Genomic DNA, 25,573 nt, shown 5'->3' on the forward strand with positions numbered 1-25,573 from the left:
TCAGCCCGAGTGCCGCCCGCTCCGGTCGTGCAGCACAGCGGTCACCGCAGCACCAAACAGCACGATGGACCAGAACAGGTAGAGCCAGAGCAGAAAAACCGGCAGTGTGGCCAGCGCGCCATAGACCACCGCGTAACCGGGCATGTGCTCGATGTACAGGCTCAGGATCTTCTGCATCAGCGTCAGCAGCACGGTCGCCACCACCGCGCCCCACAGCGCCGGACGCAGTCCGACGGCGGCACGCGGCAGCGTCCGGTACAGCAACAGCAGGAAACCCGCGGTCACCAGGGCTGCCGCACTGCGCAGCAGGAGAATCTTGACCCAGGCCGGCTCGTTCACCATGCCGAGCGAGGCGGTGACGAGGTAGAGACTCAGGGCCGTCCCGGCGCCGAGCGCGAAGGGGGCGAATACCGGCAAAGCCAGGTAGATCAGCGCGGTACGCCGCAGTCGCCGGGGCGGCCGCTGCGGCCACATCGCATTGAGCGCGTGGTCAGCGGTGCGCACCCACACCCAGGCACTGCCCAGCAGGAGCAGCAGATCGACCAGCGACAGCCGGCGCGCCTTGGCGACGAAACGCGTCGCGTGACGGACCACCGCCGAGCCGGCGTCGTCCGGCAGCAAGGACCCGGTCAGATAGGTCTGTAACGGCTTGCCGAACTGCAGCGCCTCCGGCAGCCAGACGGACAGCTGGCGCACCAGCACGATCAGCGGCACCAGCGCGAACAGCAGGGCGAATGCAAGCGCCGCCGCCGACTGCGCGGCGCTGCCCTCGCGGTGGCGCCGTGCGGCCGCGCCCAGCACGTGAAAGGGACGAATCAGAAGATCGATCAGCGGTGAAGACATTGGGGAAGGTGGCAGGTCCGTCAGCAGATCGGGACCGGCAAAGCTGTACACTCCGGGCCTCATTCTGCTGGATGGCCCGCATTGAAAGAAATTCTCGTCCTCTACTACAGCCGCTACGGGTCGACGCTTAACCTGGCACGCCAGATCGGCCGCGGCATCGATTCGGTCGACGGCGCGGCAGCGCGCCTGCGCACGGTACCGCCGGTATCGACCGTCTGCGAAGCGACCGCTGCGGCCGTACCGGACAGCGGTGCGCCCTATGCGGAAGCCCGCGACCTCGACGAATGCATCGGCCTCGCCCTCGGCAGTCCGACCCGCTTCGGCAACATGGCCGCGCCGCTGAAGTACTTTCTCGACGGCACCAGCCCGCAGTGGCTGGCCGGTGCGCTCGCCGGCAAACCAGCTGCGGTGTTCACCTCGACCACCTCTATGCATGGCGGGCAGGAGAGCACCCTGCTGAGCATGACTCTGCCGCTGTTGCACCACGGCATGCTCATCGTCGGCTTGCCCTATTCCGAACCCGATCTGTCGACCACGCCGGACGGTGGCACGCCCTACGGCGCCAGCCACGTAAGCGGGCACGACGGGCGGACGCAGCTGTCGGAAGCCGAAGCACGACTCGCCTTCGCGCTCGGCCGCCGGCTTGCGCTGACCGCACTCAAACTCGCCGCCTGACCATGACCGCACGACACTGGAACCTGCTGGCCTCGTCCAGCCTGATCGCCCTCATCCTGCTCGGCCTCGCCTGGGAGCTGTGGCTGGCTCCGCTGCGGCCGGGCGGCTCGTGGCTGGTACTGAAGATACTGCCGCTGCTGGGCGCGCTGTTCGGCATCCTGCGCGGCAAGCGCTACACCCACCAGTGGATGTCGCTGCTCAGCCTCGCCTACTTCACCGAGGGCATCGTGCGCGCCACTTCCGACAGCAGCCCGTCGGCACAGCTGGCCATCGCCTACACGCTGCTGTCGGTAGCGCTGTTCCTGGGCTGCCTGTTCTACTCCAAGCTCACAGCGCCGAGCCGGCTCACTTGACCGAACTAGGATCTGTCGTTCAGATCGGGCTTTCGCCCTGCGGATTCAGCTTCTGCACGCCCTGCAGCTTGTTCAGCGCGTTGATGTAGGCCTTGGCGGAGGCGACGATGATGTCGGTGTCGGCGCCCTGGCCATTGACGATGCGCCCACCCAGCGCGAGACGCACCGTCACCTCGCCCTGGGCGTCGGTGCCGGTGGTGATCGCGTTAACCGAGTAAAGCAGCAGTTCGGCACCGCTCTTCGCCACCGATTCGATGGCACAGAAGGCCGCATCGACCGGGCCGCTGCCGTTGGACGACACCTTCACTTCGCGCCCGCCGTCCGACAGCGTGACGACGGACTGCGGCAGTTCACCGGTTTCCGAACGCGAACTCAGCGCCACCAGCTTGTACTGCTCCTGCTCCGGCGTGACCGCTTCGTCGCTCATCAGCGCCTGGATGTCCTCGTCGAAGATTTCGTGCTTCTTGTCCGCCAGCTCCTTGAAAGCGGCGAAGGCGACATTCAGTTGCTCCTCCGACTCGACCACGATGCCCAGTTCCGTCAGACGGGCGCGGAAGGCATTGCGGCCCGAGTGCTTGCCGAGCACCAGCTTGTTGGTATTCCAGCCCACGTCCTCGGCACGCATGATTTCGTAGGTTTCGCGGTGCTTGAGCACGCCGTCCTGGTGGATGCCGGATTCGTGCGCAAAGGCGTTGGCGCCGACGACGGCCTTGTTCGGCTGCACCGGATAACCGGTGATGGTCGATACCAGGCGCGACGCCGGCACGATCTGCGTCGCGTCGATGCGCGTCTCGACACCGAACACGTCGCGGCGGGTGCGCACGGCCATCACGATCTCCTCCAGCGAAGCGTTACCCGCGCGCTCGCCCAGACCATTGATGGTGCACTCGACCTGACGGGCGCCGGCCATCACCGCGGCCAGCGAATTGGCGACCGCCATGCCCAGGTCGTTGTGGCAGTGCGTGGACCACACCACCTTGTCGGCGCCCGGCACGCGCTCGATCAGGATGCGCATGCGCTCTGCCCACTGCGCCGGTACCGAGTAGCCGACGGTGTCCGGCACGTTGATCGTCTTCGCGCCGGCCTTGATCACCTCGGTGAACACGCGCACCAGGAAGTCGATGTCGGAACGCACCGCGTCCTCGGCCGAGAACTCGACATCCTCGGTGTACTCCCGCGCCCAGCCGATCGCCTTGATCGCCTGCTCGACCACCTGATCGGGGCTCATGCGCAGCTTTTTCTCCATGTGGATGGGGCTGGTCGCGATGAAGGTGTGGATGCGGCCGCTGGCTGCCGGCTTGATCGCCTCGCCAGCGCGACGGATGTCGTTCTCGCTGGCGCGCGCCAGCGAGCAAACGGTGGATTCGCGGATGGTTTCAGCGACCGCACGCACCGATTCGAAGTCACCGTTGGAGGCAGCCGCAAAGCCGGCCTCGATCACGTCCACGCGCATGCGCTCAAGCTGACGGGCGATGCGCAGCTTCTCGTCGCGCGTCATCGACGCGCCCGGGCTCTGTTCGCCGTCGCGCAGCGTGGTGTCGAAAATGATGAGGCGGTCGGTCATTGCAGTCTCCGGGGCGCGTCCGCGGCGAGGCGGGCGCGCAAGGTCGTTTCTTCAAACAGGCGGCTGGCCGCGCACGGCACAGGGTCGCGAATATAGTCGCCGGGTCGCGCCGCGACAACGGCGTGCCGGCTCAGGCCTCCGGTGGCGTCGGTGGCAGTTGCGGCTTGCGCCGCGAGAAGCGGATCAGCCACATGACGTAGCCGGACAGGCCGTAGGCAACGAACAGGCTGAACAGCACCACCGGCGGGTTGACCGACACGGCGACGAAGGCCAGCACGAAGCCGAAAATGACGATGAAGGGCACGCTGCGGCGCAGGTTGATGTCCTTGCCGCTCCAGAATTTCACGTTGCTCACCATGGTCAGGCCGGCAAACAGCGTGATGACGAAGGCCGCCCAGCGCATGTCCGGTCCGGTGTAGCCGTTGTCCGTCGCCACCCAGACGAGGCCGGCCACCAGCGCCGCAGCGGCCGGGCTGGGCAGACCCTGGAAGTAGCGCTTGTCCACGGTACCCAGATTGGTGTTGAAGCGGGCCAGGCGCAGCGCTGCGCCGGCGCAGTAGATGAAGGCGGCGATCCAGCCCCACTTGCCCAGACCGCGCATGGCCCACTCATAGGCGATCAGGGCCGGGGCGGCACCGAAGGACACCATGTCGGACAGCGAATCGAACTCGGCGCCGAAGGCCGATTGCGTATGGGTGAGTCGCGCGACACGGCCGTCGAGACCGTCGAGCACCATGGCGATGAAGATGGCGACCGCCGAGTACTCGTAGCGTCCGTTCATCGCCTGCACGATGGCGTAGAAACCTGCGAACAACGACGCCGTCGTGAACAGGTTGGGCAGGATGTAGATGCCGCGCCGGCGTTTCACCGGATCGGCAGGCTTGATGTATTGCGGGTCGTATTCGGACATGCATTCACTCCGAAGAACCATGCGCGGGATCACCGCCGCACGGTTTTTGCGTTTCAGGCCAGTTCGGCCCCCGATGCTCGCGACGCCCGCTTCATGGACAGACTGCGCCCCGGCGCCGCGAACTGACGACAGGCTGCGAGCCGCCCCGAACGTATCAGGATGACGCGCATCGCGGAAGCGTCCGATGATGACGCGAGTGCCCCTCGCACACCCCGCATTGCCCGGCCCGGAATGCAAAAGGCCCGGCGGCCCGGGCACGGATGTGCCGGAACCGCCGGGCCAGGCGGGACGCCAATCAGTTCTTCGACTGGTCGACCAGCTTGTTCTTGGTGATCCACGGCATCATGCCGCGCAGTTGCGCACCAACCTTCTCGATCTCGTGGGCGGCGGTCAGGCGACGACGTGCGGTCATCTCCGGATAGTTGGTCCGGCCTTCGAGGATGAAGTTCTTGGCGTAGTTGCCATTCTGGATGTTCGCCAGGCATTCCTTCATCGCGGCACGGGCTTCGCCGGCGATCACGCGCGGGCCGGTGACGTACTCACCGTATTCCGCGTTGTTCGAGATCGAGTAATTCATGTTGGCGATGCCGCCTTCGAAGATCAGGTCGACGATGAGCTTCACTTCGTGCAGGCACTCGAAGTAGGCCATTTCCGGCGCGTAACCGGCTTCGGTCAGCGTTTCGTAACCGGCCTTGATCAGCTCGACCAGACCACCGCACAGCACGGCCTGTTCGCCGAACAGGTCGGTTTCGGTCTCTTCGCGGAACGAGGTTTCAATCACGCCGCCCTTGGTACCGCCGTTCGCAGCCGCGTACGACAGCGCGAGGTCACGCGCCTTGCCCGACTTGTCCTGGTACACGGCGATCAGCGACGGCACACCGCCTCCGCGCAGGTACTCGGAACGGACGGTGTGGCCCGGGCCCTTCGGGGCGACCATGACGACGTCCAGGTCTTCGCGCGGGATGACCTGGTTGTAATGGATGTTGAAGCCGTGGGCGAACGCCAGGGTCGCGCCCTTCTTGATGTTGGGCTCGACGTCGCCGTAATAAACCTGCGGAATGTTCTCGTCCGGCAGCAGGATCATGACCAGATCGGCACCCTTCACCGCGTCGGCCACTTCCTTCACCTTCAGGCCGGCGCCTTCCGCCTTCTTCCACGACGCGCCGCCCTTGCGCAGGCCGACCGTGACCTTGACGCCGGAATCCGACAGGTTCTGTGCGTGGGCATGGCCTTGCGAACCGTAGCCGACGATGGTGACTTTCTTGCCTTTGATCAGGGACAGGTCTGCGTCCTTGTCGTAGAAGACTTTCATGGGTTTTCCCTTGTGCTGTGTAGGTTTATGCGGTGCTGCGGGCTGGAGCGGAATGCGGTGTGCGGATCAGAGACGCAGGATGCGGTCGCCGCGGCCGATGCCGGCGACGCCGGTGCGGACGGTTTCCAGGATCAGCGAACTGTCGATCGCGCCGACGAAGGAATCAAGCTTGGCCGTGTTGCCGGTCAGTTCGATCACATAGGTCGAGTCGGTCACGTCGATGATGCGGCCGCGGAAGATGTCAGCGACGCGCTTCAGTTCTTCACGGTCCTTGCCGGTGGCGCGCACCTTGATGAGCATCAGCTCGCGCTCGATGTGCGCAGCTTCCGACAGGTCGACCACCTTCACCACTTCGATCAGCTTGTTCAGCTGCTTGGTGATCTGCTCGATGATGTCGTCCGAGCCGGTGGAAATGATGGTCATGCGCGACAACGAACCGTCTTCGGTCGGTGCCACGGTCAGCGATTCGATGTTGTAGCCACGCGCCGAGAACAGGCCGGACACGCGCGACAGCGCGCCCGCTTCGTTCTCGATCAGTACGGAAATGACATGCCTCATTGCGAGCGCCTCTTTCTGGAAATCAGGAACCGCCGCCGCGAAGACGGGCTGCCGGAGGCCGGTGCCCGCTGCCTGACAGACCGGTAAGTCCGTCAGGCGGACCCGGCGACGCATGGCTGCCGGGGTCCGCGCACGACAGTGTCGGGGTAATGCGTTACAGGTCCTCGGACGACAGGATCATGTCGGTCAGACCCTTGCCGCCCATCACCATCGGATACACGTTCTCGGTCGGATCGACCTGGAAATCGATGAACACCAGATCGTTCTTGCGCTTGAAGGCCTCGCGCAGCGCGTCCTCGACGTCACCCGGCTTCTCGACACGGATGCCAACGTGGCCATAGGCCTCGGCCAGCTTGGCGAAATCGGGCAGCGAATCCATGTAGGACTCGGAATAGCGGTTGCCGTGGATGATTTCCTGCCACTGGCGGACCATGCCCAGATACCGGTTGTTCAGGCTGCAGATCTTCAGCGGAATGCGGTACTGCTTGCAGGTCGACAGTTCCTGGATGTTCATCTGCACCGAACCCTCACCGGTCACCACCGCCACCGGCGAGCCAGGATGGGCAAGCTGCACGCCGATGCCGTAGGGAATGCCCACGCCCATCGTGCCCAGACCGCCGGAATTGAGCCAGCGGCGCGGCTTGTCGAACTTGTAGTACTGGGCCGCCCACATCTGGTGCTGGCCGACGTCGGACGTGATGAAGGCGTCGCCCTTGGTCACTTCCCACAGCTTCTCGACCACGAACTGCGGCTTGATCACTTCGTCGCTCTGCTTGTACTTCAGGCAGTCGCGACGGCGCCATTCCTCGATCTGCTTCCACCACTCGCCGAGCGCTTCTTTGTCGGGGCGGTCGTTCGACGCATCGAGCAGGCGCAGGATGTCGTCCAGCACGTCCGGCAGATTGCCGACGATGGGCACGTCCACCTTCACGCGCTTGGAAATCGACGACGGGTCGATGTCGATGTGGATGATCTTGCGCGCAACACGGGCGAAGTCGGCCGGGTTGCCGATCACGCGGTCATCGAAGCGAGCGCCCACGGCGATCAGCACGTCGCAGTACTGCATCGCCATATTGGCTTCGTAATTGCCGTGCATGCCCAGCATGCCGACGAACTGCTTGTCGGTCGCCGGATAGGCGCCCAGGCCCATCAGCGTGTTGGTACACGGGGCACCGAGCGTGCGCACCAGCTTGGTCAGCTTTTCCGAACAGTCGGACAGGATGACGCCGCCACCGGCGTAGATCATCGGGCGCTTGGCTTCCAGCAGCAGCTGGACGGCCTTCTTGATCTGACCCTGGTGACCCTTGGTGATCGGGTTATAGGAACGCATCGTGACCGACTTCGGATAATCGAACTCGGCCTTGGCCATCGTGATGTCCTTCGGGATATCGACCAGCACCGGGCCCGGACGGCCGGTCTTGGCGATATAGAAGGCCTTCTTGATGGTCGTGGCGATGTCCTTGACGTCCTTGACCAGGAAGTTGTGCTTCACGCAGGGACGGGTGATGCCGACCGTGTCGCACTCCTGGAAGGCATCCTGACCGATGGCCGCGGTCGGCACCTGACCGGAAATGATCACCATCGGGATCGAATCCATGTAGGCGGTCGCGATGCCGGTGATCGCGTTAGTCACACCGGGGCCGGAAGTCACCAGCGCAACGCCGACGCGCTCGGTCGAGCGCGAATAGGCGTCGGCCGCGTGCAGCGCTGCCTGCTCGTGGCGGACCAGTACGTGCCGGACCTTGTCCTGCTTGAAAAGCTCGTCGTACAGGTACAGCACGGCGCCGCCCGGATAGCCGAAAACATACTCGACCTTTTCTTCCGCAAGGCACCTGACTACAATTTCCGCTCCGGTCAAAAGCATCGCCACACCTGTAAAAAAATTCCGGAAAAGCCGCAAAGGGTAGCTGTCGCACAGTTCCCGGTCAAGGCATTTTCGGCATCGCACGGGCCTGACCGCCCGCTCCGCAGCGATCGCCACCCACCCTGAGAAAGACACATCCTGGCATCTCGCGAAGAACTTTCCGGCTTTCTCGCCGCGGTCGAACGGCGCGCCTTCAAACAGGCCGTATTCGCGCTGCGCGACGACGAATCCGCACTCGATGCCGTGCAGGACGCGATGATGAAGCTCGCGGAAAAGTACGCCGACCGCCCGGCGGAAGAGTTTCCGATGCTGTTCCAGCGCATCCTGCAGAACGTGATCCGCGACATGTTCCGGCGGCGCAAGGTGCGCTCGACCTGGACCACGCTGCTGTCGTCCTTTACCGGCTCCGACGAGGACGACGATTACGACCCGCTCGACAACATGGTGATCGACGAGCCGTCGGAACTGGGTCGTACGCCGGAGCAGAACCTCGAACAGAGCGAGGTGATGGCTCTGATAGAGCGTGAAATATCCCGCCTCCCGACGCGTCAACGCGAAGCTTTTCTGATGCGTTACTGGGAAGAATTGGACATTGCCGAAACGGCCGCCGTCATGGGCTGTTCGGAAGGCAGCGTCAAGACGCATTGCTCGCGCGCGACCCACGCGCTCGCTGCCGCCCTCAAACTGCGTGGCATCAAGCTATGAAATCCACCGTTCGAACGACATTTCCGTCCGCGGCGACCGACGAGGCCGCGATCGGCCAGCGCGTGCACGCGGCGCTCGAAGCCTCCTGCACCGAACTGCCCCCCGACATCGTGTTCCGCCTGCGCCAGTCACGCGAGCGGGCACTGGCTGCTGCCACGCCGCGTCGCCGACTGGCATGGCTGCCCCGTTTCGCCGGCCTGCCGGGCAATCTCGGCGGCGGATGGCTGCGCGACGGACTGGCGCCGACCGTCGGCATTCTGATGCTCGCACTGATCGCCGCCCTGGCCAGCCAGCAATCGCAGGACGAGCGCTTCAACGAATCCCTCGATATCGACAGCGCCCTGCTGACCGATGACCTGCCCATCGACGCCTACCTCGATCGCGGTTTCGGAGCCTGGCTCGACAGCCAGGGCAGATCCTGATGCGACGCAAGTTTGCCGGTGCGCTGCTTGCAGCCACCCTCGCCTGCGCCGGCGCGTCGGCACAGACCCGGGCGCCGGGCTGGCATCAGCTCGATCAGGCTGAACAGGCCATCCTGTCGCCGCTGGCAGCCGACTGGGACAGCTTCGACGCCGAACGCCGTCGCAAATGGCTCGACCTCGCCGCCCGCTATCCGTCGATGACGGTGGAAGAACAGTCGCGGATGCGCGCGCGCATGAGCTACTGGGGCAGCCTGACGCCGCAGGAGCGTATCGAGGCACGCGAGCGCTACAAGCGCCTGCAGGCAATGCCCGCCGACCAACGCGAAACGTTGCGTCGGCAATGGGAGGCCTACGAAGGGCTGTCGCCCGAGGAACGCAGCCGGCTCGGCGCGGCCCAACGCCCGGGCACCAAGGCGCCGGGCGCGGCGGCCGCAACGCCGGTCCGCAAATAAGCAGGCAGCTTCGCCGTCCAATTCTTCATGCGGCCACGCCGCACCGCTTCCACATGTCAGAAACGACCCGTTATCCGGCGGCCGGCCTGCGCCGGCGCCTCGCATCGCTGCTCTACGAATCCCTGCTGCTGCTTGGCGTGCTGGCGGCGGGCTTCATGCTGCCCTATCTGATCGTTGGACTGTTCTTCGAACTCGCGCCGCAAGGCTGGTTTGCCTGGCTGCACATCCTGCTGCTGCTTGGCCTGTACTTCGTTCATTACTGGCGCCGTGGCGGGCAGACACTGGCCATGCAGACCTGGGGGATACGTGTCGTCGACGCCACGCAGGACAGGCCGCCCGAACTGAAGCGCGCGCTCGCGCGCTATCTGCTGAGCTGGCCGTCGCTGCTGTTCTGCGGTGTCGGACTGTTCTGGGCGCTTTTTGACCGCGACCGCCAGTTCCTGCACGACAGACTGGCCGGCACCCGGGTGATACGCATTAAGTAGACGGACCGCTCAACGGCGGTCTTCCCACCACAGCATGGCCGCCGCGGCGAACACGAAGAGGAAGCCGGGCGTCAGTGCCGCCGCATAAGGCGGCCACGAGTTGATCGCACCGAGGTTCGAGAACAGGCCGTTCAGCATGTGAAACAGCACGCCTATCATCACGCCGGTGAACACCTTGATGCTGACCGCCGCATTGCGGTTGTGCATGTAGGCGAAGGGCAGCGCGAGCGCCAGCATGACGAAGCAGGCAAGCGGATAGCTGAATTTCTTCCACAGCGCGATTTCGTAGCGGCCGGTCTCCTGCCTGTTATCCGACAGGTGCCGGATGTAGTGCCAGAGCTTCCACGCCGACATCCGCTCGGGTACGACCAGCATCACGCTCATCACGTCCGGACTGAGATCGGAATCCCACACCAGCGTGTCCGACTCGCTCACTTTGGCGCCGTTCTCCGAGAAGTCGGTGCGGCTGACATCGGTGAGCACCCATCCGGCAGTCGCCTCGTAACCGCCGCTTGCCGCCTCCAGGACGGACAGCAGTTCGCGGCTGTCGTTGAATTCGAAAATGCGGATCTTGCGCAGCATGCCCTCGGGCGTGACGCTGCCAATATTGACGAAATCGTAACCGTCCTTCACCCAGAAGCCACTGCGGAACTCGCCGGTGAGCAGCTGCGAACGGGCGGACAGCTTCAGTTCCTGCGCCGCGCGCTCGGCCGGCGGCGCGATGAACTCGCCGGTGACAAAGGTGAGCAGCACGAAGGGCAGGCCGATGCGTGCAAGCAGACGCAGGATGCGGCCGGTCGACATCCCCGAGGCACGCAGCACCGTGATCTCCGAATGGCGCGACAGCGTGGTCAGTGAGTACAGCGCGCCGATCAGCACCGCGATCGGCAGTGTTTCGTACACGCGACCGGGCATGGTCAGTACGGTATACATCACCGCGTGCTGCAGGCCGTAATTGCCACGCCCGAGATTGTCCAGCTCGTTGATCAGGTCGAAGAAACCGAACAGCCCGAGGAAGGCCGCCAGCACCAGCAGCGTGGCCAGGGCGACTTCACGGCGGATGTAACGTTCGTGGATCAGCATCGGTCAGCGGCCCAGCCAGGTGCGCGGAAGGTGGCCGTACATGCGCCAGGCGAACATGCCGGCCAGCAGCAGGAACATGCCGCCGTGCAGCGTCCACAGCACGCCGCCGAAGGACAGCTTGCCCTGCGACACCCAGGCCTGGGTGATGCTCAGCAGATTCGAGTAGACAAGATAGATCAGCAGCGCCATCAGCAGATTGTTGGCACGCCCCGCGCGCGGATTGACGAAAGACAGCGGAATTGCGAGCAGAGCGAGGTTGAGTGCAGCGATCGGCAGGCCGATGCGGAAAGCCAACTCGCCCATGTTCGGCGCCGTCGGATCGGCCAGCAGTTCCTCGACCGTCAGCAGGTAGGGGCGCGATTCGACGCCCTGCGCCTCCTTCGTTTCGATCCGCACCGCGTAGCGTTCGAATTCCATCACGCGGTACTCCGGGCTGCCCGGTTCGCCCTCGTAGCGGCGCCCGTTCAGTAGCACGACGAAGCGGTCGCCGGACTCCATCGTCTGCGTGTAGCCGTCGCCGGCCACGATGACGCCGACCTTGCCCTTGTCGGTCGTGCTGACGAAGATGTTCTTGACCGCACCATCGGTGCCGTCACCACTCTCGACGAAGAACACCCGGTTGGCCTGCGAGGACTCGCGGAAGCTGCCTGGCGACATCTGCGCCACGTCGTCGCGGTTGCTCATGCGGGTGCGGAATTCGGCACTTTTCACCTGCGACCACGGTGCCAGATACAGCGACAGCACCCCGACCGCGATCACCATCGGCAGCGCGAACAGCAGCACCGGCCGCACCCAGGCGGACAGGGGCAGACCGGTGGCGAACCACACCACCATTTCCGAATCCCGCCAGCTGCGGGACATCGCCAGCAACACCGATATGAACAGCGTCAGCGACAGGATCACGCCCAGATAGCGCAGCGCGCCGAAGCCGAGCAGCGCCATCACCGCTTCCGATGCCACTTTCCCGCCGGCCGCCTGTCCGAGCAGGCGCACGAGCTGGGTGGACAGCACGATCGCGAACAGCGCGACGAACACCGTCAAGGCAGTACTGGCGAATTCGCGCAGGGCGGCGCGCTGGAAGATCAAGCCTGGGGCTCCGTGCGGAACGCCTTCGCGCAAAAGCGCGTCAGGCCGTTCTTTTTTGACTCGCGCGCGGCTTCACGCCGATAATCGGACGACTTGAAGCAGCGCGAACTGATAGAGGAGAAGCGGGTGGAATTTAGCATAAAGAGCGGCAGCCCCGAGAAACTGCGCACCGGCGCCCTGGTCGTGGGTGTGTTCGAGTCGCGCAAACCGGGCGCGGCAGCCGCGGCTCTCGACGCCGCCAGCAAGGGCCGCATCGCCGACATCCTCGGCAGCGGCGACATGGACGGCAAGTCCGGCAGCACGCTGCTGCTGCACAAGCTGCCGGGCATCGCTGCCGAACGCGTGCTGCTGGTCGGCCTCGGCAAGGAAAAGGAATTCGGTCTCAAGGAATACCGCGACGCGGTTGCCGCCAGCGTGCGTGCGCTGCGCGACACCGGCGCCAGCGACGCAGTGAGCACGCTGGCCGAAGTCGCCCCGCGGAAGGTCGGCACGGCCGGTGCGCTGCGCCAGGCGGCGATCGTTGCACTCGACGTGCTCTACCGCTACGACACGCACGCCCGCAACAAGAAGGACGAATCGCGCGCACTGGCCGCACTCGGCTTCACGCTGCCCAAGAAAACCGCGGCATCAGCCGCTGCCGAAGCACTGGCCCAAGGCGAGGCAATCGGCCACGGCATGGCACTCGCCAAGACGCTCGGCAACCTGCCGCCCAACGTCTGCACGCCGACCTATCTCGCCGAACAGGCGCTCGAACTGGGCAAGAAGTCGGACATCGCGGTCACCGTGCTCGACCGCGCCGACATTCAGAAGCTGGGCATGGGTTCATTCCTGTCGGTCGCTGCCGGCTCGCGCCAGCCGCCCAAGTTCATCGTGATGGAGTACCGCGCCGGCAAGAAGAACGAGGCGCCCATCGTGCTCGTCGGCAAGGGCATCACCTTCGACACCGGCGGCATTTCGCTGAAGCCGGGCGAAGGCATGGACGAGATGAAGTACGACATGTGCGGCGCCGCCAGCGTGCTCGGCGCCTTCCAGGCGCTGGCCGCGATGAAGCTGCCACTGAACGTGATCGGCCTCATCCCGACCACCGAGAACATGCCGGGCGGCGCAGCCACGCGGCCCGGTGACGTGGTCAAGTCGATGTCCGGCCAGACCATAGAAATCCTGAATACCGACGCCGAAGGCCGGCTCATCCTGTGCGACGCGCTGACCTACGCCGAGCGCTACGAGCCTGCCTGCGTCATCGATATCGCGACGCTGACCGGCGCCTGCATCATCGCGCTGGGCCACGTCACCAGCGGCCTGATGGCCAACGACGACGCGCTGGCCGACGAACTGCTGGCCGCCGGCCAGACCGCCTGGGACCGCGCCTGGCGCCTGCCGATCTGGGAGGATTATCAGGAGCAGCTGAAGAGCAACTTCGCCGACATGGGCAATATCGGTGGCCGCCCCGCCGGGTCGATCACCGCCGCCTGCTTCCTTGCCCGTTTTGCGAAGAAGTTCAAGTGGGCGCATCTGGACATCGCCGGTACCGCCTGGAAGAGCGGCAAGGAAAAAGGCGGCACCGGTCGTCCGGTACCGCTGCTGACCCACTTCCTGCTCGAACGCGCCGGCAAGCTCTGAGGCACGCATGGCGGTCGCCGAATTCCACCACGACGCGCCCGACAAGCTGCGCCACGCCTGCGCGCTGGTGGCGCAGTGGCATGCCGCCGGGCGTCGCGTGTGGATACATTGCGACAACGACGCGCTGGCCGCGCGGCTCGATCAGATGCTGTGGGTGTTCGAGCCGCTGGCCTTCATCCCGCATGTGCGCGACGGCCACCCGCTGAGCGACGCGACGCCGGTGCGCATCGGCCGCGATCCGGCGTCGGCCCCGGCCGACGCGGTACTGCTCAATATGTCGCACGACGTGCCAGCCGGCTTCGAGCAGCGCGCGCACATCGTCGAGATCGTCAGTCAGGACCCTGCCGACCGCGACCCGGCGCGCACGCGCTTCGTGCGCTACCGGCAGGGCGGATTCGACATGCAGACACGAAAGGCTGAAGCATGAGCGACGACCTGATCGGCCGAGCCGATTCGCTGATGCGGCGCAGCCGCACCTTCGTTGCCGGCCGGGTCGCCCCGGCCGTGGTGGACGACGGCATCCCGCTGCTGACCGAGGAAGTGGATCTCGACACCCTGGTGCCGGAACCCGAGGACCGCAGCGCAGAAATCACTGCTGCGGTGACTGCGGAGGTCACGGAGCGCGTAACGGCCGAGGTCACCGAACGGGTCACCGCGGAAGTGACCGAACGCGTCACCGGAGAGGTTGCGCGCTCGGTCGGCACCGAAGTCCGGGAACGTCTGCAGCAGACGACCTCCGACGCGCTTTCGCGGCAGTTTTCCGACCTGCCCGCACTGATCCAGAGCCGCATCGACGACTGGTGCGCCACCGCCCTGCCCACCCTGGTCAGCATCGAAATGCAGGTGGCGATCGAAGCGGCGCTGGGTGCCGCACTGCAGAGCGCAACGACCCGCATCCGCGAACAGGCGGTGCTCGATCTGCGCGAATCCATCGCCGCCGACATCGAAAACCGCAGCCAGGCCGTGCTCAACGCCACGGTCGAACCATCGGACCAGCCCGACCAGCCCCTATAATCGCGGGTTTGCATCCACGCAGACCCGTCATGACGCTGGCCAAGAGCTTCGAACCGGCCGACATCGAACGCCGCTGGTACCCCGAGTGGGAATCGCGCGGCTATTTCGCTGCCGGCCTGGACACCGACACCCCGAACAAGCCCAACTTCTGCATCCTGCTGCCGCCGCCGAACGTCACCGGCACGCTGCACATGGGCCACGGTTTCAACCAGACCCTGATGGATGCGCTCACGCGCTACCACCGCATGCGCGGCGACAACACGCTGTGGCAGCCGGGCACCGACCACGCGGGCATCGCGACCCAGATCGTGGTCGAGCGCCAACTCGACGCCCAGGGCATTTCGCGCCACGACCTCGGCCGCGAGGCGTTCGTGAAGAAGGTGTGGGAGTGGAAGGAATTTTCCGGCTCGACCATCACGCGCCAGATGCGCCGTCTGGGCACCTCGCCCGACTGGACGCGCGAACGCTTCACGATGGACGAAGGCCTGTCGAGGATCGTCACCGAAACCTTCGTCCGCCTGCATGAAGAAGGTCTGATCTACCGCGGCAAGCGCCTCGTGAACTGGGACCCGGTGCTGGGCACCGCGGTGTCCGACCTCGAAGTGGTGCAGGAAGAGGAAGCCGGTTCGCTGTGGCACATCCGCTATCCGCTGGCCGATGGTTCCGGGCATCTGACCGTGGCCACGACCCGTCCCGAAACCATGCTGGGCGACGTCGCCGTCATGGTGCATCCGGAGGACGAACGCTACAGCGCGCTGATCGGCAAGACCGTGAAGCTGCCCCTGACCGACCGGGAGATTCCGGTCATCGCCGACAGCTACGTCGATCGCGAATTCGGCACCGGCGTGGTCAAGGTGACCCCGGCGCACGATTTCAACGACTACGCGGTCGGCCAGCGTCATGGTCTCACCATGATTTCCATCCTGACGCTGGATGCGAAGATCAACGACAACGCGCCGGAGAAATATCGCGGCCTCGACCGCTTTGCCGCGCGCAAGGCCATCGTCGCCGACCTCGAAGCAGCCGGCCTGCTGGAGAAGACCGACAAGCACACGCTGAAAGTGCCGCGCGGCGACCGCACCAATGCCGTGATCGAGCCCATGCTGACCGACCAGTGGTTCGTCGCGATGAGCAAGCCGGGCAAGGACGGCAAGAGCATCACGCAGAAGGCACTCGACGTGGTGGCGAACGGCGAGATCCGCTTCCACCCGGAAAACTGGGTGAACACCTACAACCAGTGGCTGAACAACATCCAGGACTGGTGCATCTCGCGCCAGCTGTGGTGGGGCCACCAGATTCCGGCCTGGTATGACGAGCAGGGCAACGTGTTCGTCGCGCATTCCGAGGCCGAGGCCTACCAGAAGTATTTCGAGCACCTCGCGCAATCGAACCCGGACCTGAAGCGCCTCGCCGTCGCCACCGCAATGGCGCGCGAAATGTCCGGCGACACGCTGCCCGAGGTCGGCCGCAACTACGCGATCAAGGAAAACCTGCCGCTGCTCAAGCGCGACGAGGACGTGCTCGACACCTGGTATTCGTCGGCGCTGTGGCCCTTCTCGACGCTGGACTGGACACCGGACTGGGAGCCGGGCAACCCGGAGAAGAGCAATCCGGCACTCGACCTCTACCTGCCGTCGTCGGTGCTGGTGACCGGTTTCGACATCATCTTCTTCTGGGTGGCACGCATGGTCATGATGACCACCCACATCACCGGCCGGATTCCGTTCCGCGACGTCTATGTGCACGGCCTGATCCGCGACGCGGAAGGCCAGAAAATGTCGAAGTCCAAGGGCAACGTGCTGGACCCGATCGACCTGATCGACGGCATCGCACTCGACGAGTTGGTGAAGAAGCGCACCACCGGACTGATGAATCCAAAGCAGGCGGAGCAGATCGAGAAGCGCACGCGCAAGGAGTTTCCGGACGGCATCCCCGCCTTCGGCACCGACGCGCTGCGCTTCACCTTCGCCTCGCTCGCCAGCCCCGGCCGCGACATCAAGTTCGACATGCAGCGCTGCGAGGGCTACCGCAACTTCTGCAACAAGCTGTGGAACGCCACCCGCTTCGTGCTGATGAACTGCGAAGGCCAGGACTGCGGCATGGCGCCGTGCAACGAAGACTGCGGCCCGGACGGCCCGCTGCACTTCCAGGCGCCCGACCTGTGGATCGTCAGCGAGCTGCAGCGGGTCGAGGCCGAAGTCGAGAAGCAGTTCGGCGACTACCGCTTCGACCTGGTGGCGCAGGCGATCTACCGTTTCGTCTGGGACGAGTACTGCGACTGGTATCTTGAACTGGCCAAGGTGCAGATCCAGAACGGCACACCGGCCCAGCAGCGCGCCACCCGTCGCACGCTGCTACGCGTGCTCGAAACCGTGCTGCGTCTGGCTCACCCGCTCATTCCCTTCATCACCGAAGAGCTGTGGCAGACGGTGGCCCCGCTGGCCGATCGCAAGGACGGCGAGTCAATCCAGCTGGTGCGCTACCCGCAGGCCAATCTGAGCCGCATCGACGCGACCGCCGACGCCTGGGTGGCGGAACTGAAGACCATGATCGACGCCTGCCGCAGCCTGCGTGGCGAAATGGGCGTGTCGCCGGCGACCAAGGTGCCGCTGCTGGCCGCCGGCAAAACCGAGGCGATCCGTGGCTATGCGCCCTACCTGGCCGCGCTCGCCAAGCTCAGCGAAGTGCAGGCGGTGGGCGATGCGCTGCCCGATTCGCCGGCGCCGGTGCAGGTGGTGGGCGATTTCCGTCTGATGCTGAAGATCGAGATCGACGTCGCCGCTGAACGCGAACGCGTCGGCAAGGAGATTGCCCGCGTCAAGGGCGAGATCGCGAAATGCGAAGCCAAGCTCGGCAACGAGAGCTTCGTCGGCCGCGCCCCGGCCGCCGTGGTCGATCAGGAGCGCAAGCGCCTCGCCGATTTCGGCGATCTGCTGGTCAAGCTGGAAGAGCAGCTGGGGCGGTTGGTGTGACGCGAGGGGCTGGGGGCTAGGGGTTTGGGGCTAGCGGATTGCGGGCGGCGAAGCCGCCCGGAAACTTTTCTAGTCCCCAGTCCCTGACCCCTAGCCCCTCCAATAAACCTCCCTCATCCGCTCGCAGTAGTGCACGATGGACGGATAGTCGCGCTCGATCAGCCGCTTGAACGGAATGTCCACATCGACGAATACGACGTTCGCCAACATGCCGTAGGCGGTCGCGTCGATGCTGGAGGGCTCGCCGAACACGAAAGGTTTGTCGCCGAGCACGGTGGCGACGGCGTCGATGTCGCGCATGCCCATTTCGGTGATTTCGTCGGCGGTATGCCGGCCGACACCCGCCGCCTTCACCTGCTTCACCATGCCGCCGCGCGCGAGCGCCGGCACGAACCACTTGTACGGCGCCCCCATGCCACCGAAAAAGGCGTCGCGCGTGGCCGGCCAGTAACGGTCGTCGGCCCAGCGGAAATGGAGCACGCACCAGTAGGCGTGTTCCTCCAGCGTGCGCTGGAGCATCAGCGATTGCGCGCGCTGGTTGCGGTCGAGGTGGTCGTCCAGCGCCACACCGTGGCGCCGTTTCAGGTGATCGATGATGAGCCCGCTGTCTGCGAGCACGGTGCCATCGTCGTCGATGATGTGCGGCAGCTTGCCTTTGGGCGCCTTGCCCAGATTCATCGTGTAGACGTTCTCGTAGGGCAGCCCGGCCATGCGCAGCCAGGTTTCGAGCTTCAGGCAGAAGCCGCTCGCATTGGGCAGGCCCATCGCCGGGGGAAACTGGAAAAGACGGATCATGTTTCCCCCCGTTATTCTGGCGCCGGCCGCTGCGCTTACTTGCGTCGCAGCAGGAAGAAGAATTCCTTGTTCGCTTCGCCGCTGTCGAGCAGGGTGTTGCCCGTCTGCCGCGCGAACGCCTCGAAATCGCGCACTGCGCCCGGATCGGTCGCCACCACGCGCAGCACCTGACCGCTGCTCAGTTCAGACAGCGCTTTCTTGGTGCGCAGGATGGGCAGCGGACAGTTCAGGCCACGCGCATCCAGTTCCTTGTCGAATTCCATGTTTCACCCCGTGCTTGGAGCGGCGTTTATACCCGCTGTCGCGGCGGTGATCAACGCCACGGCTTCGAGTCCGGGCGCCCGGTCGTCATCCGCCTGGCCGCCTACATGCCGTCGCGCCGCTGCTCGGCGAGCCGCTCGCGCAGTTCGCGCAGCCGCGCATCGACCGCAGACTGCTGGTAGAAATCCCCGTCGGCAGCGCGCTGGGCCAGTTCGAGCTGTTCGATGGCGGCCTGATACTGCCCATTCAGCACATAGGCCTCGGCCTGCGAACGGTGCTGCGCCAGGCGCTTGCCGAGCAGCGCATAGGTCCGCGCCTGGTACTGGTAGAGCTGTGGGTCCTGGGTAGTGACGGACACCTCGCCATTGACGACCGTCAGCGCCTCGTCCGGACGATTGTCGGCCAGCAGCGCCTCGATCAGTCCATACAGCAGCGCGCGCGAACGCGCGGATCGGCTCAGTCCGTCACGGAAGCGCTCGACCGCCTCGGCCGGACGCCCGGCGTCCAGGCTGATGCGCCCGCCCAGGTTGTCGAGCATCGGGGACGCAAAGCCGTCGGCGCGCAGGCCGTCGAGTTCCTGCTGCGCGCGCTTGAAGTCGCGCAAGCGCAGTGCCGCGTGCGCCAGACCGAAGCGCGCGGCGACGCGCGCGTTGCCCTGGACGTCGCGCAGCCGGCTCTCGAATTCGGTCACCGCCTCACGCGCATCGCCGTCGTAGGCACGCAGCTTGGCGCGCACCAGCAGGAAATCGGTGCTGTCCGGCACCTGGCGGTAGGCGGTCTGCTGGATGCGCGCGGCCGCGTCGGCGATACGCTCGGTAGTCAGCGGGTGGGTGCGCAAATAGGCCGGCGAATTCGCTTCGTAGAAGCGCACCGAGCGCTGCATGCGCTCGAAGAAGGCCGCCATGCCGCGCGTGTCGAAGCCGGCGCCGTCCAGCATCTGGATGCCGATACGGTCCGCTTCGCGTTCGAAGTCGCGGGTGTAGGAGAGTTGCGTAGCGATGTTCGCCGCCTGACCACCGACCAGTGCCGCCTGCGCCGCCTGCGAATTTCCGCGCGCGGCAAGCGCCGCGATGATGAGCGAGGCGATCGCGATGACGCTCATTTCGCCACGCTTCGAGTACAGCCGTGCGATGTGCCGCTGCGTCACGTGCGAAATTTCGTGCGCGATCACCGAAGCAAGTTCGGATTCGCTCTGCGCGGCGACGATGAGGCCCGTATGCACGCCGATGAAACCGCCGGGCCAGGCGAAGGCGTTCAGCGTCGGGTCGCGGAGCGCGAACAGTTCGAAGCTCTGTGTCGAATCCGGCAACTTGGACACCAGTCGGTCGGCCAGCTGGTTCAGGTAGCCGTTGATCTCCGGATCGTTGATGTAGCTGCGCTCGCGCACCCGCATGTCGCGCCACAGCGATTCGCCGATGCGACGTTCGAGCGACGGCGGCAGATCAGCCTGGGCGACGTCGCCCAGATCGGGCAACGTATTGGCTGGCGCGGCAAGCGGCAGCAGAAGCAGCACGGCGACCGCCTTGCGCAGCCGGCGGGAGGACAGGAAGTGACTCATGGCGATGCTATGATAACGGGCAGGCGTGAACGGTCGTTCGGCAGCAGGTGAGCATTCGTCAGCGATCCGTTACCGCGTGTGACGTTGCCCCGCAAACAGAGGCGGCGCAACAAGAACGGCAGCACAGAAGGTCCGGCCGGCGCTGCGCGACGACCGACATGGTAGCCGGCCTGGCCGGTCCTCTCACCACTCAACGCCTACGTCTCCGATGTCGTCGATTCCGGTTGGTTCGCACGCCCTGCTGCTGATTGAAGATGTACCCGAAGACGTGAAGCTCATCACCACGGCGCTGCGTAACATCGTGCCGAGCGAGCAGATCCAGATCGCCGCCTCCGGTGAGGAAGGACTGGACTATCTGTTCGGGCGCGGAGCCTTCGTCGGGCGCGACACACGTTACCAGCCCGCGCTGGTGATGCTGGATCTGACGCTGCCGCGCATCGACGGGCTTGAGGTGCTGCGACAGGTGCGGGCCGACCCGCAGACGCACGTGCTGCCGGTGGTCATGGTGTCGGCATCGTCGCAGCAGCGCGATATCCGCACCGCCGCGCAACTCGGCGCCAACAGCTTCGTGCGCAAGTCGCTTGATTTCGTCAGTTTTTCCGAAACGCTCACCCTGCTCGCCCGCTACTGGCTCGAGTTGAACATCCCCCCACCCCACCCGTCCGCAATGACACGATGAGCGCCGACGACTCCCAGACCCCGCAGTCTCCGCTGACCCATTTCGACGCCCAGGGCCAGGCCCACATGGTCGACGTCGGCGACAAGGCGCACACCGCGCGCGTGGCGCGTGCTGCTGGCTCGATCACGATGCAGCCGGCCACCTTCGCGCTGGTACGCGACGGCAATGCAAAAAAGGGCGATGTGCTCGGTGTCGCGCGCATCGCCGGCATCCAGGCATCGAAGCGCACCTCCGATCTGATCCCGCTGTGCCATCCGATCGCCCTGACCAAGGTGAGCGTCGAGTTCACGCTTGACGAGGCGACGAGCCGGGTACTGTGCGAAGTCACCGCCCGCACCACCGGCCAGACCGGCGTCGAGATGGAAGCGCTGACCGCCGCCAGCGTCGCACTGCTCACCATCTACGATATGTGCAAGGCGGTCGACCGCGGCATGCGCATCGGCGACATCCGTCTGCTGGAGAAGGCCGGCGGCAAGTCAGGGCACTGGACGGCCGACTGAAGCCGGTCGGCACAGGCGCCGCTCGGAGCAAGGCGGGGCTGGAATCGCCAGCACCTCGACGTGCAGCCGGGTCGAGGTGACGAAGAACACCGCTTTCGTTCTACCATCGGCCCGGTCGCGGGCACAGGACCCCGCTCAGGCACGGAAACGATGGCCCAGGAAATCGAACTCAAACTGGCGATGGCCGACGCCGGCTGGCGCGCATTCTCCCGCCACCCGCTGCTGCGCGAAGCAATCGCGCAACCGCACACGCAGACGCTGCGCAACCTCTATTTCGACACCCCCGATCTCGCACTGCGGCGCCAGCGCGTCGCGCTGCGCCTGCGTCGCGCTGGGCGGCGCTGGCTGCAGACGGTGAAATGCGCCAGCGCATCGCGCGCCGGCCTGTCCTCGCGCCCGGAATGGGAACAGCCCTTCAGCGGGCACTTCGATTTCTCGGCCATCGACGACCCCGCACTGCGGACGGAACTCGAAACGCTGCGCGACCGCGGCGTGCTCGTCACCGTGTTCGACACCACCTTCGAACGGCGCGAATGGCGCTTCCGCGCTGGCGGCGGTGAACTGCTGCTGATGGCCGATCGCGGTCACATCATCGCCGGCGAGCGCCGCGAAACCATTTCCGAACTCGAACTCGAACTGGCCGGTGCTCCGGTCGACACCCTGCTCGATTTCGCCGGCCGCCTTGCAGCAACGCTGCCGCTGCGCGCCGAGTCGCGCAGCAAGGCGCAACGTGGCTATGACCTGATGACCGGCGCCGCCCTCGAGCCGGTGCGCGCCGGCCGTTCGCCGATAGACCCGGAAGGCTCCGCCGCGGACGCCTTCCGCGCCGTCGCGCTGGACTGCATCGCCCACTACCAGGCGAACGAACACGGCGCGCTGCACAGCGATGCGCCGGAATTCATCCACCAGATGCGCGTCGCGCTGCGCCGGCTGCGCAGCGCACTACGTGTATTCGCACCCGCATTGCCGGAGGGCAGCGCCGACGATCTCGCGCAGCACCTGCGTGCGCTGGCGGGCGAACTGGGCGAGTTGCGCGACCGCGACGTACTGCAGTCCGAATTGGTGGCGCCGCTGCTCGGCACGACAGCCACGCCAGAGCTGAACGAGCTCGCCCGCACGCTGCATGCCATTCGCAGCGAAGTGCGCGAGCGCGTCATCCGTGCCTTGCAGGACGGCCGGCAGGCGCGACTGATGATCGCGCTACTCGACGCGCTGCACCGGCTCAACGAACGGCAGGATGCGCCGACGCTGGCCGCCCTCGCCAGAAAGCGCCTTGCGCGCGCCCATACCCGCATGATTGCCGCCGCCCGTCTGGCGAGATCGGGCGACATCGCCGCGCTGCACGCGCTGCGCATCGACGTGAAGCGGCTGCGCTACGCGCTCGAATTCAACCTGCCGCTGCTGCACGCCAATCGCGCCCGGCGCGCGCTCGAGACGCTGGCGGCCGCACAGGAGCAACTGGGCTTCATCAACGATCTCAGCCAGGCCGGCCCGCGCCTGCTGGCCGCCGCCAGCAGCGACCCGGCGCGGCTCGCTGCGGTCGCGCAGATCGCTGCTCATCACATGCCGCGCTACCGAAAGATCGTCGACGAGGCGCCGAAGCTGCTCAAGCGCCTGGAGCGCACGCCCCGCCCGCGCTGAATCCGGGGCGCCGTGTCATGCATCCGTCACGTCACCTCACCACACTGCGCGCGCCCCACAAGAACACGAGGAGACATCGATGGAACTGATCCTGTGGCGTCACGCCGAAGCGCTCGACACCGTACCCGACGCCAGCCGCAAGCTCTCCGCGCGCGGCGAGAAGCAGGCCAAGCAGATGGCCGCCTGGCTGAAACCCCGCCTGCCGAAGAACACTCGCATCCTGGTCAGCCCGGCCACCCGTTGCCAGCAGACGGCGCAGGCACTGGAACTGGATTTCGAAACCTCACGACTGCTGAGCACCGACGCGTCGGTCGCCGATCTGATCGCCGCCACCGAATGGCCGACCGGCAGCGGTGCAGTACTGGTGGTGGGGCATCAGCCGACGTTGGGGCGGGTGGCGGCATTGTTGCTGTCGGGTGAGGAGGCTGAGTGGTCTGTGAAGAAAGGGGCGATATGGTGGTTCACCAATCGGGTACGCGACGGAGAGACGCAGACGGTGCTGAGAGCATGCGTTGGAGCGGACCTCTGTAACGAGCCTTGAGGCTATGATCCTGCTCTCCACGACCAGCCTCTCCGACGCCTCCATGTCAAAGACGATCACGGTGAGCAAAACAAGCAGATTGCTGCCCTTGCTCATTCCACTGGCGGCGCTGCTTCTCTACTTTCCCTTCATCCATAACCCGCTTGTATTTGACGACCAGTACTTCTTCATGGCGGGCAATCCGGCGCATTACGTCGAGCTTGGTCTGCAGTTCAAGCCGCGCTGGCTGTCCTATTTCTCGCACGGTCTGACATTCGTATGGTTGGGCGATGCCATCTTCTGGCAACGCGCTGGCAACCTCGTCGTCCACGCAATGTCTGGCCTTGCGCTGTACAAATTCCTGTCGTGCCTGCTACGTGATCTAGGGCCACCTCGCCTTGATCAGGAGAGCATCCGGCGCTCGGCAGTATTTGCGGCAATCATATTCGTGCTTCATCCGGCCGCAGTCTTCGCTGCCGGCTATCTTATTCAGCGCACGACGCTGCTAGCAACCTTCTTCTGTCTGTGCTCGTGGACACTGTTCTGGGCAGGCCTCAAGGGAAACCGGATCGCACTGTGGGCGTCGCTTCCGGCATTTGCACTTGCGGCATGGTCGAAAGAGCACTGCGTCATGGCACCAGCTCTGAACGTGTGCCTTCTCATTGTTCATATGCGTTCCGCACTGAAGCCTCGCCCTCAGTGGGGAAGCATCCTGATCATTCTTGGCGGGCAGTTTCTGCTCTCTCTGCTACTGGTGGCGTTTGCAGCACGTCTGATCGGCACCCCTTATGAACTGGGCGCATCGACTCTCATCGATCAGGCCGTCGGCGACGCGTCGGCAGCAAACGCTCACCTTTTGAGCGTAATCACCCAGTTAGGTCTGTTCTTCAAGTACCTCGCGCTTTGGGCCTTACCGGATGGGTCTCGCATGTCGATCGATATGCGAGAGCACTTCGCCACCTCGGCAACATCCTGGCACGCCTTGCTCGCGTTGCTCGCGTTCTTTAGCTGGGGCGCAATCGGACTGATCGCGCTGTTGAAAGGACGTACGTGGAGTCTGATAGGAATCGGTCTGCTTGCACCCTGGATCATGTTCGGCACAGAGATCGCCGCGCTCCGCATTCAGGAAATATTTGTCCTGTATCGAAGCTATCTTTGGATGGGGCCGTTGACGCTATGGCTCGCACTGCTGTTGGCCGCCCTCAGGGAAACAACAGCAGTCATCCTGGCATCAGTCATTGCACTCGCCTTGGCGGCCTTTTCGGCCAACAAGCTGGTGTCGATGTCTCACCCGATGCTGCTGTGGGACGAGGCTGCCATGCTGGTTGAGAAGCAGAGCTCGCTACCTATTGGTTCGGATCGCATTTATTTCAATCGGGCACGCGCTTATGAGCGCGGCGATTTCATTTCGAATGCCATTGAAGATTACAACAGGGCCATTTCCCTCAACCCGCTCAACTACCAATATCTCGAAGCACGCGCGCATGCGAATGTGCTGATGGAACAGTATCCGGCCGCCCGTGCGGATATCGAGAGCGCAATCATCCTGGCACCGGGCATAGCCGTTTTGCATGCCCAGCGCGGCGACATCTTGGCCGCTCTCGGCGATCAGGCGCAGGCGATCGCATCGCACGAAGTGGCCTGCACTCTCGGGAAAGAGACTTCGTGCAAAAAATAAAGGCTGCTCTATTAAAGAGCAGC

General features: G+C 65.1%; 26 protein-coding genes. 15 read left to right on the top strand and 11 right to left on the bottom strand.

The features are described from left to right. The gene (locus WDZ97_RS10875) at window positions 1-843 is read right to left on the bottom strand and encodes a YhjD/YihY/BrkB family envelope integrity protein (RefSeq protein WP_425762752.1); all 843 of its coding nucleotides are present in this window, start codon (window positions 841-843) and stop codon (window positions 1-3) included. Window positions 844-924: 81 nt separating this feature from the next. Here WDZ97_RS10875 and wrbA point away from each other — a divergent pair, with 81 nt between their 5' ends. Both wrbA and WDZ97_RS10885 read left to right on the top strand, forming a co-directional pair. Continuing rightward, window positions 925-1,518, top strand: coding sequence for an NAD(P)H:quinone oxidoreductase (gene wrbA / locus WDZ97_RS10880; protein WP_304004045.1), 594 nt, complete (start codon window positions 925-927; stop codon window positions 1,516-1,518). A 2-nt stretch (window positions 1,519-1,520) separates the two neighbouring features. Then, window positions 1,521-1,871, top strand: coding sequence for a DUF2069 domain-containing protein (locus tag WDZ97_RS10885; protein ID WP_425762753.1), 351 nt, complete (start codon window positions 1,521-1,523; stop codon window positions 1,869-1,871). Window positions 1,872-1,890: 19 nt separating this feature from the next. On the opposite strand, the gene WDZ97_RS10890 is transcribed toward WDZ97_RS10885, so the two are convergent. From WDZ97_RS10890 to WDZ97_RS10910, 5 genes are all read right to left on the bottom strand, one after another. After that, complete coding sequence (locus WDZ97_RS10890) at window positions 1,891-3,435, bottom strand: 2-isopropylmalate synthase (RefSeq protein WP_304004042.1); 1,545 nt, start codon at window positions 3,433-3,435, stop codon at window positions 1,891-1,893. Between the two features lie 130 nt (window positions 3,436-3,565). Beyond that, a complete protein-coding gene (pssA, locus tag WDZ97_RS10895; protein ID WP_020163612.1) occupies window positions 3,566-4,345 on the bottom strand; it encodes a CDP-diacylglycerol--serine O-phosphatidyltransferase in 780 nt (259 codons plus the stop codon). Window positions 4,346-4,640: 295 nt separating this feature from the next. Continuing rightward, window positions 4,641-5,657, bottom strand: coding sequence for a ketol-acid reductoisomerase (ilvC, locus tag WDZ97_RS10900; protein ID WP_008062093.1), 1,017 nt, complete (start codon window positions 5,655-5,657; stop codon window positions 4,641-4,643). A 66-nt stretch (window positions 5,658-5,723) separates the two neighbouring features. After that, a complete protein-coding gene (gene ilvN, locus WDZ97_RS10905) occupies window positions 5,724-6,215 on the bottom strand; it encodes an acetolactate synthase small subunit (RefSeq protein WP_019919414.1) in 492 nt (163 codons plus the stop codon). A 154-nt stretch (window positions 6,216-6,369) separates the two neighbouring features. Then, window positions 6,370-8,079, bottom strand: a complete 1,710-nt coding sequence (locus WDZ97_RS10910) for an acetolactate synthase 3 catalytic subunit (RefSeq protein WP_019919415.1) — start codon at window positions 8,077-8,079, stop codon at window positions 6,370-6,372. A 138-nt stretch (window positions 8,080-8,217) separates the two neighbouring features. Here WDZ97_RS10910 and WDZ97_RS10915 point away from each other — a divergent pair, with 138 nt between their 5' ends. From WDZ97_RS10915 to WDZ97_RS10930, 4 genes are read left to right on the top strand one after another with little or no spacing between them, the layout of a single operon-like run. Beyond that, window positions 8,218-8,784: an RNA polymerase sigma factor gene (locus WDZ97_RS10915; RefSeq protein WP_081629060.1), complete on the top strand. Its 567-nt coding sequence runs from the start codon at window positions 8,218-8,220 to the stop codon at window positions 8,782-8,784. Continuing rightward, entirely contained in the window at window positions 8,781-9,206 is a 426-nt protein-coding gene (locus WDZ97_RS10920) for a DUF3619 family protein (RefSeq protein ID WP_425762754.1), read from the top strand. The genes WDZ97_RS10915 and WDZ97_RS10920 overlap by 4 nt, the downstream gene beginning before the upstream one ends. Then, entirely contained in the window at window positions 9,206-9,658 is a 453-nt protein-coding gene (locus WDZ97_RS10925; RefSeq protein ID WP_425762755.1) for a DUF3106 domain-containing protein, read from the top strand. The genes WDZ97_RS10920 and WDZ97_RS10925 overlap by 1 nt, the downstream gene beginning before the upstream one ends. Before the next feature lie 53 nt (window positions 9,659-9,711). Next, complete coding sequence (locus WDZ97_RS10930) at window positions 9,712-10,143, top strand: RDD family protein (RefSeq protein ID WP_020163607.1); 432 nt, start codon at window positions 9,712-9,714, stop codon at window positions 10,141-10,143. Between the two features lie 9 nt (window positions 10,144-10,152). Here WDZ97_RS10930 and lptG read toward each other — a convergent pair whose 3' ends face one another. After that, complete coding sequence (gene lptG, locus WDZ97_RS10935; RefSeq protein ID WP_425762756.1) at window positions 10,153-11,226, bottom strand: LPS export ABC transporter permease LptG; 1,074 nt, start codon at window positions 11,224-11,226, stop codon at window positions 10,153-10,155. Window positions 11,227-11,229: 3 nt separating this feature from the next. Continuing rightward, on the bottom strand, window positions 11,230-12,312 hold the full coding sequence (gene lptF, locus WDZ97_RS10940; protein ID WP_020163605.1) for an LPS export ABC transporter permease LptF: 1,083 nt from the start codon (window positions 12,310-12,312) through the stop codon (window positions 11,230-11,232). 126 nt (window positions 12,313-12,438) lie between these two features. Between lptF and WDZ97_RS10945 the strand changes: the two genes are divergently transcribed. Genes WDZ97_RS10945 through WDZ97_RS10960 form a run of 4 tightly spaced genes read left to right on the top strand, consistent with a single transcriptional unit; the run spans window position 12,439 to window position 17,918 of the window. Beyond that, window positions 12,439-13,932 (top strand): leucyl aminopeptidase, encoded by a 1,494-nt coding sequence (locus tag WDZ97_RS10945; RefSeq protein WP_425762757.1) that lies wholly within the window; start codon window positions 12,439-12,441, stop codon window positions 13,930-13,932. 7 nt (window positions 13,933-13,939) lie between these two features. Further along, window positions 13,940-14,359 (top strand): DNA polymerase III subunit chi, encoded by a 420-nt coding sequence (locus tag WDZ97_RS10950; RefSeq protein WP_425762758.1) that lies wholly within the window; start codon window positions 13,940-13,942, stop codon window positions 14,357-14,359. After that, window positions 14,356-14,946 carry a hypothetical protein gene (locus tag WDZ97_RS10955; RefSeq protein WP_425762759.1) on the top strand — a complete coding sequence of 197 codons (591 nt, stop codon included), beginning with the start codon at window positions 14,356-14,358 and terminating at the stop codon, window positions 14,944-14,946. The genes WDZ97_RS10950 and WDZ97_RS10955 overlap by 4 nt, the downstream gene beginning before the upstream one ends. A gap of 29 nt (window positions 14,947-14,975) precedes the next feature. Continuing rightward, window positions 14,976-17,918 carry a valine--tRNA ligase gene (locus tag WDZ97_RS10960; RefSeq protein ID WP_425762760.1) on the top strand — a complete coding sequence of 981 codons (2,943 nt, stop codon included), beginning with the start codon at window positions 14,976-14,978 and terminating at the stop codon, window positions 17,916-17,918. Window positions 17,919-18,008: 90 nt separating this feature from the next. On the opposite strand, the gene WDZ97_RS10965 is transcribed toward WDZ97_RS10960, so the two are convergent. From WDZ97_RS10965 to WDZ97_RS10975, 3 genes are all read right to left on the bottom strand, one after another. Then, on the bottom strand, window positions 18,009-18,713 hold the full coding sequence (locus tag WDZ97_RS10965) for a glutathione S-transferase family protein (protein WP_425762761.1): 705 nt from the start codon (window positions 18,711-18,713) through the stop codon (window positions 18,009-18,011). Between the two features lie 35 nt (window positions 18,714-18,748). Next, window positions 18,749-18,976, bottom strand: a complete 228-nt coding sequence (locus WDZ97_RS10970; protein ID WP_019919427.1) for a sulfurtransferase TusA family protein — start codon at window positions 18,974-18,976, stop codon at window positions 18,749-18,751. 101 nt (window positions 18,977-19,077) lie between these two features. Next, on the bottom strand, window positions 19,078-20,532 hold the full coding sequence (locus tag WDZ97_RS10975; protein WP_425762762.1) for a M48 family metalloprotease: 1,455 nt from the start codon (window positions 20,530-20,532) through the stop codon (window positions 19,078-19,080). 208 nt (window positions 20,533-20,740) lie between these two features. Here WDZ97_RS10975 and WDZ97_RS10980 point away from each other — a divergent pair, with 208 nt between their 5' ends. The 5 genes from WDZ97_RS10980 to WDZ97_RS11000 all read left to right on the top strand — a co-directional run bounded on the left by WDZ97_RS10980 (window position 20,741) and on the right by WDZ97_RS11000 (window position 25,550). Continuing rightward, a complete protein-coding gene (locus WDZ97_RS10980) occupies window positions 20,741-21,211 on the top strand; it encodes a response regulator (protein WP_304004020.1) in 471 nt (156 codons plus the stop codon). Further along, entirely contained in the window at window positions 21,208-21,711 is a 504-nt protein-coding gene (moaC, locus tag WDZ97_RS10985; protein WP_425762763.1) for a cyclic pyranopterin monophosphate synthase MoaC, read from the top strand. The genes WDZ97_RS10980 and moaC overlap by 4 nt, the downstream gene beginning before the upstream one ends. Window positions 21,712-21,861: 150 nt before the next feature. Next, window positions 21,862-23,352, top strand: a complete 1,491-nt coding sequence (locus WDZ97_RS10990; protein WP_425762764.1) for a CHAD domain-containing protein — start codon at window positions 21,862-21,864, stop codon at window positions 23,350-23,352. A 79-nt stretch (window positions 23,353-23,431) separates the two neighbouring features. Then, window positions 23,432-23,893 (top strand): SixA phosphatase family protein, encoded by a 462-nt coding sequence (locus tag WDZ97_RS10995; RefSeq protein WP_425762765.1) that lies wholly within the window; start codon window positions 23,432-23,434, stop codon window positions 23,891-23,893. 4 nt (window positions 23,894-23,897) lie between these two features. Next, complete coding sequence (locus tag WDZ97_RS11000; protein WP_425762766.1) at window positions 23,898-25,550, top strand: tetratricopeptide repeat protein; 1,653 nt, start codon at window positions 23,898-23,900, stop codon at window positions 25,548-25,550. Window positions 25,551-25,573 lie beyond the last annotated feature (23 nt).

It is taken from the genome of Methyloversatilis sp. MC4-4 (assembly GCF_049843555.1).
In the GTDB taxonomy this organism is placed as follows: domain Bacteria; phylum Pseudomonadota; class Gammaproteobacteria; order Burkholderiales; family Rhodocyclaceae; genus Methyloversatilis; species Methyloversatilis discipulorum_B.